3 protein-coding genes and 1 pseudogene are annotated in these 5,667 nt (G+C 57.6%); 3 read left to right on the top strand and 1 reads right to left on the bottom strand.

The window, feature by feature from the left end; all coding sequences use genetic code 11:
* Positions 1 to 534 (bottom strand): annotated as a pseudogene (locus V7080_RS23240) (hypothetical protein); the annotation flags it as partial.
* 255 nt (positions 535 to 789) lie between these two features.
* Between V7080_RS23240 and V7080_RS23235 the strand changes: the two are divergent.
* The 3 genes from V7080_RS23235 to V7080_RS23225 form a co-directional block, all read left to right on the top strand.
* Positions 790 to 1,191 (top strand): hypothetical protein, encoded by a 402-nt coding sequence (locus tag V7080_RS23235; RefSeq protein ID WP_334190755.1) that lies wholly within the window; start codon positions 790 to 792, stop codon positions 1,189 to 1,191.
* A 672-nt stretch (positions 1,192 to 1,863) separates the two neighbouring features.
* On the top strand, positions 1,864 to 4,794 hold the full coding sequence (locus V7080_RS23230; protein ID WP_334190754.1) for a PAS domain S-box protein: 2,931 nt from the start codon (positions 1,864 to 1,866) through the stop codon (positions 4,792 to 4,794).
* A 44-nt stretch (positions 4,795 to 4,838) separates the two neighbouring features.
* On the top strand, positions 4,839 to 5,667 hold an 829-nt coding region (locus V7080_RS23225; RefSeq protein ID WP_334190753.1), incomplete at its 3' end, for an acyl-CoA dehydrogenase family protein.

Raw genomic sequence — 5,667 nt, 5'->3', positions numbered from 1 at the left:
TTTCTGCACCGCGTCGTGCAGCACGCTTTCGCGCTTGCGGACATCGCTGCCGAGCGACGGCGTCCACCGGACAGGATCCCGCCGGATGCGCGCCGCGACGACCGCCTTGACGTAGGCTTCGTCGAAGGCGGCGCGTGCCGCGACCATATCGCCTTCGTCGAGATATCGCGATGCGGCGCCCGAGGCTTGCGCCATTTCCTCGGTCCAGACCACCGTCATCTGTTCCGACTGCGGCATCAGCGCCCATGCTTCATCGGCAGTGGGGCGGCCATCGTCGATATGCGCAAGGATGTCGGACAGCTTCAGCAAGCCGTGTACTTCCATCCTGCAGCGTGCCAGCGCGGCACGGACGGCGGCATCATCAAAATCGCCGAGATCCGCGGCAAGCATCTTGGCAGCGGCAAACGACAGCGGGTGACCGCAGATTTCCGAACTCACCACGATCGATTCGACGACGGATCGTGAAGGCGCTTCATCGCGCATGCGGAAATCGAACGTATCGGAATTGACAGGTTGGGGATAACGACTTTTCATCTTTTTCATCTGGTTTAAGCGACGCGTTCAAGAGGCACGTTCAGGTATTTCTTTACCCCGGCAATTCAGATAACGCTGTAAAGAGAATGAACCGCCGGGAAACCGGTACATTCATCGATCGGGTAGTGCGGCGATGCATAAAGAAAAATCGCCCTAAAAGGTTGCTTTTCTTCAACAAGAAACAGTGCCTCTCGGTTAAACTGTCCGGTCGTCAGCAGAGGCACATCGCTGGACCGGGAGAACATTCATATGGCATTGAGCAGCAGCGAAATCAGACTCAAGAACTTTCTCAAATTGTTCAATGACTTCATCGCCGAGCATCCGGATCTGCCTCAGCGGGGGATGCTTAAACTCTTCGCCGAGCGCCTCGATCTCTCCGATCGCTATCTCAGTCACATCAAGTGCATGCGAAAAAACATCGGCAACAACATTGCCCGCAACATCGAGGAGCGCCTGAACCTGCCACGCGGCTGGATGGACCAGGAACACGACAGCCTGAAGTCACCGGCCGATGAGAAGGAAAAGCTCTTCATCGAGACCGCTCTCACCCTTTTCCGCGCCCAGCCAAGTAAAGCCCGCGAAATCATGATCGACTTGCTTCGCCAGCAGCTGCAGGCCGAACCGCATGACCGCCCGGTCGACGCCGTAACGGACTAGTCCTTGTAAGTTAGCTGCATCGCCGGGCAACTGCATTCACCAATCCGGCATCTCCAGGACAATTCGAAACTGTGTATACGTACAGTGTATTTTAAGTACATCAGCGTTATTAATCAATATCTTTTTGGTCGCGGATGCAATAAAAACGATAAAATTTCCAGTTGCGGGAATGCATTAAATGCGCTTCGTTAAACTATTGATTCGAAAGCGATTTGACGCGACGAAACATGAGTTTTAGATGTGGTTGTTCTGCCTAATTTCAAGGCAGTTAAGCTACCTAATTGGATGTATTTACACTCTCTTTCATATTTCCTTCAGCAAATGGAATGGATTGCTTTTCTGAAATGACTCCAATGCCCCCAAGCAGGACAGAGTATTTGCCGATGAATTTGAGACGGAATAACAACAACAAGTTACGTCGACTGTTGTTGCTTCATGGTAATGTCTTGGTGCGTTCGCCGGTGCTTGCCCTATAGCAATCATTTGGCGTCACAACATGATGGAGACAGTGGAGTCGATCATGCGTCCATATCAATCCGGCAGGTGTCTCGCCAGGCCGCACGCATCGATAACCACATTGACGGGTGAGTAGCAAATAAGAATGAGAATGTGTGCCGTCAGCGCACTGAGGAACCGGTTTTCCGATATGGTCGGAAAACCAGAGGTGAGTTCATGGAAAGCTTAATCGCGCTTGCGTCGGATCTGTACTGGGAACAGGACAGCGGATGCAGGTTTACGCAATTGCGGAGTACGACCGCTCATCCGCCGCTATCCGTGGACGACCTCGACGCGGCCATCGGAAACGCGCTGTGGGATATCCCCGGACTCGGCATCGAGAACAGCGACTGGTCGGTTTTCCGGGAAACAATGCTGCAACGCCAGTCTTTTCGCGAGGTCATCCTTTCCTGGCACAAGGGCAGCGACAGCGCCTGCTTCCTGAGCGTTTGCGGCGAGGCGTTGCGGGACGAAAGCGGCCGCCATACAGGCTATCGCGGGATCATGCGCAATATCACCGCGCAGAAGCGTCATGAAGACGAATTGCGCCATTTCCGGCGCGCGATGGATATTTCGGGTGATTCAATTTACTTCGTCGACCGCGAAACCATGCGGTTCACCTACGTCAATAACAATGCCTGCGTCGCCTCCGGATATACCCGCGCGGAATTGCTGTCGATGGGCCCCGAACACCTGTTGCTGACAGACCGGAGCGACCTCGAGCGGGAATACGACGAGATCATCGCGTCCGGCGGACGTCAGCACGCCCGAGAAACCGTTGCCCGCAACCGCGACGGGTCTACTTATGTCTATGAATTGCAACGGCGTCCTATTCGGATCGAGGACCGATGGACCATCATCAGCATCGCCCGCGACATCACCCGCCGCAAGGAAGCCGAGATATCGGCATTGCGCTTCAGCCGCATGTACGCTGCCATCAATGGCACGAATGAAGCCATCCTGCATGCGACCACGCCCTCCGAACTTTACCAGCAGGTGTGCGAGGTCGCGGTAAGCGGTGGACAGATCATCAATGCGTCCATCCTGTTGCCTGATGCCGAAACGGAATGGGCCTGCATTGCGGCGGTAGCCGGCGAGGCGGCCGATACCCTGCGCAGCATACGCATTTCCTTCAACGCAAACCGGCCTGAAGGGCAGGGCCTCGTGGGCGCGGCATTTCGCGAGAAGAAACCGTGCGTCAGCAACGACCTGATCGGCGGCGCACGCGTGCCGCCCTGGCGCATCACCGCGGACCAGCAGAAACTGGCGTCCGGCGCAGCGCTCCCCTTGATTCGTAACGGCCAGTCGGTAGGTGTGCTGCTGCTGTACTCCCGTGAAAAATTCGCATTCGACGAGCAGGTCATCGAGCTGCTTGAGCGGATGGCGCAAAACATCGTTTTTGCGCTCGACAACTTTGACCGCGCAATCGAGAAGCAGCAGGCCGAACATGCCTTGCGCCAGAACGAGGAAAAGTATCGCGGCGTGCTGGAGAACATGAGCGACGGCTATTTCGAAGTCGATCTGAAAGGCACCTATACCTTTGTGAACAAGGCCATGTGCCGGCTGCACATGGGAGCCAAAGAGGAAGTGCTGGGCCTGAATTACCGCGACTACATGGACGCGGACACGGCAGCCTATGTGCTCAAGGTATACAACCAGGTTTTCCAGAGCGGCGCGCAGGCGGAATTGACCGAATACAGGGTATGGCGCCAGGATGGTTCGGCATGCGTGGCGCAGACGGCGATGCAGCTTATTCTGGATGAGAACGGCGTGCCCTGCGGATTCCGCGGCGTCACCCGTGACAACACCGAACGCCGCGATGCGGAAGAGGCGCTGCGTGCAAGCGAGGAAAAGTACCGCTCCATTCTTGAAAGCATCGCGGACGCATACTACGAGGTCGACCTTGCCGGCAACATGGTCCTCTACAACGAGGCATTTTCCCGGATGACCGGTTACGGACTGACGGAAATGATAGGGTGGAATTACCGCCTTTATCAGGCGGAGGATGAAGCGGCGTATGTATATGGGCAGTTCAACGAGGTATACCGGACCGGCATCGCGAAAAAGGGAATCGACTGGCGCCTGCTCCACAAAAACGGGCAGAAGGTGCTCTGCGAGGGGTCGATCCATTTGATCCGCGATGCGTCCGGTGTCGCGAAAGGTTTCCGGGGAATCCTGCGGGACGTCACTACAAGGCGCGGAATGGAAACTGCCTTGCGCGATAGTGAAGAGCGATTCCGCGACCTGACCGAACTCTCGTCCGACTGGTACTGGGAACAGGACGGCGATTACCGTTTCATCCAGATCGATGGCGACGTCTTCGCGAAAAGCGGCATGGCGGCGGACGAGTATCTCGGCAAGACCTTGTGGGAGCTGCCGTTCGACAATTTTTCGGCGGAGCAGTGGGCGGAACACCGGCGACTGCTGTCGGAAGGGGCCGCATTCTACGAACTGGAGCTGCGGACAGGCGGCGACCGGGCGCAACGCTATATCAGCGTCAGCGGATTACCCGTGACGGATCCGGAAGGCCGGCTGATCGGATACCGGGGCACCGGGAAGGACATCACGGAAAAGAAGATGGCGGAAGAGCGGATCCGGCATCTTGCCAGCCACGATATCCTGACCGGACTGCCCAACCGGATGATGTTCAACCAGATTCTCAGCCACACCGTGCAACAGGCCCGCAGATACGACCGGATGTTCGGTGTCATGTTCATCGACCTCGACCATTTCAAGGAAGTAAACGACACATTCGGTCACGATGCCGGCGATGTCCTGCTCAAGCACACCGCGAACCGCCTGACGCAGAACGTGCGCGGCAGCGATTTCGTCGCCCGGCTGGCCGGGGACGAGTTCGTCGTCATCGTGCATGAAATTCGCCATCCCGATGAATTGAGCGGGATTGCCCAAAAAGTCGTGGCGGCGCTTCGCGAACCCATCATGCTTTCAGGCAGCGTGCATCAAGTGACTGCCAGCGTCGGCATTTGCGTGTACCCTGACGACGGGCAGGACGAGGAAGCGCTGATGAAACATGCCGACGCGGCGATGTATGGCGTCAAGCGCAGCAATAAAGACAACTTCCAGTTTTATTCCGAGCTCACTTGTTGATTCGTCGTTGATCGATAAGTAGCAGCACCCAGCCGGAGACCAACGTGCATATCACCCATGAAGTATTCAATCAGCCCGAGCCGCTGACGGACGTCAATCTTTTCGAAGCAAACCAGCCGCTGCGTGATGCGTTGAAACTCAATGCGAGCACACTCGATACCGCCGGGCTGGCCAGGCTGGGCGCCCTTGCGGGCAGCGCGGACATGCAGAACCACGCCAGGCTTGCCAATGTGCACGCGCCGCAACTGCATAGCCATGACCGGTTCGGGCGTCGTACCGACAATGTCGAGTTCCATCCGAGTTATCACGCCCTTATGACAGCCGCGACCGCTGCCGGGCTGCATGGCACGCCATGGGCCGGACATGGCGTATCGCCGCATGTCGCGCGCGCCGCCGCCTTCATGCTCTTCACCGAGCTGGAACCGTCGGTTCTTTGTCCCATCTCGATGACCTATGCTGTCACGCCGGCGCTGCGCGGCAATGCGACGGTCTTTGCCGACTGGGGGCCGAAGCTGATGAGCCGCGCCTACGATCCGGCGCTGAAACCTTGGCGGGAGAAAGCCGGCGTCACGATGGGCATGGGCATGACCGAAAAGCAGGGCGGCTCGGACGTCCGTGCCAATACGACGCAGGCAATCGCCGACGGCAGCGATGCCTGGGGCCGGCGGTACCGGCTGACCGGGCATAAGTGGTTTTTCTCCGCGCCGATGTGCGACGCCTTCCTGGTACTGGCGCAGACGCCTGCCGGCCTCAGTTGCTTCTTCCTGCCGCGTGTCCTGCCCGATGGTTCTCTCAACGCCATCCGGATCCAGCGCCTGAAGGACAAGCTGGGCAACAAGGCCAACGCCAGTTCGGAGGTGGAGTTCCATGAGG

This window comes from Noviherbaspirillum sp. (assembly GCF_036846085.1).
Lineage (GTDB): Bacteria > Pseudomonadota > Gammaproteobacteria > Burkholderiales > Burkholderiaceae_D > Noviherbaspirillum.
The sequence above is the reverse complement of the archived record's forward strand: the minus strand, read 5'-3'. Positions and strand labels throughout refer to the sequence as shown.

Bases quoted from the DNA above. Each gene is read 5' to 3' on its own strand.
- V7080_RS23230 (WP_334190754.1), top strand. From the start codon at position 1,864: ATGGAAAGCTTAATCGCGCTTGCGTCGGATCTGTACTGGGAACAGGAC.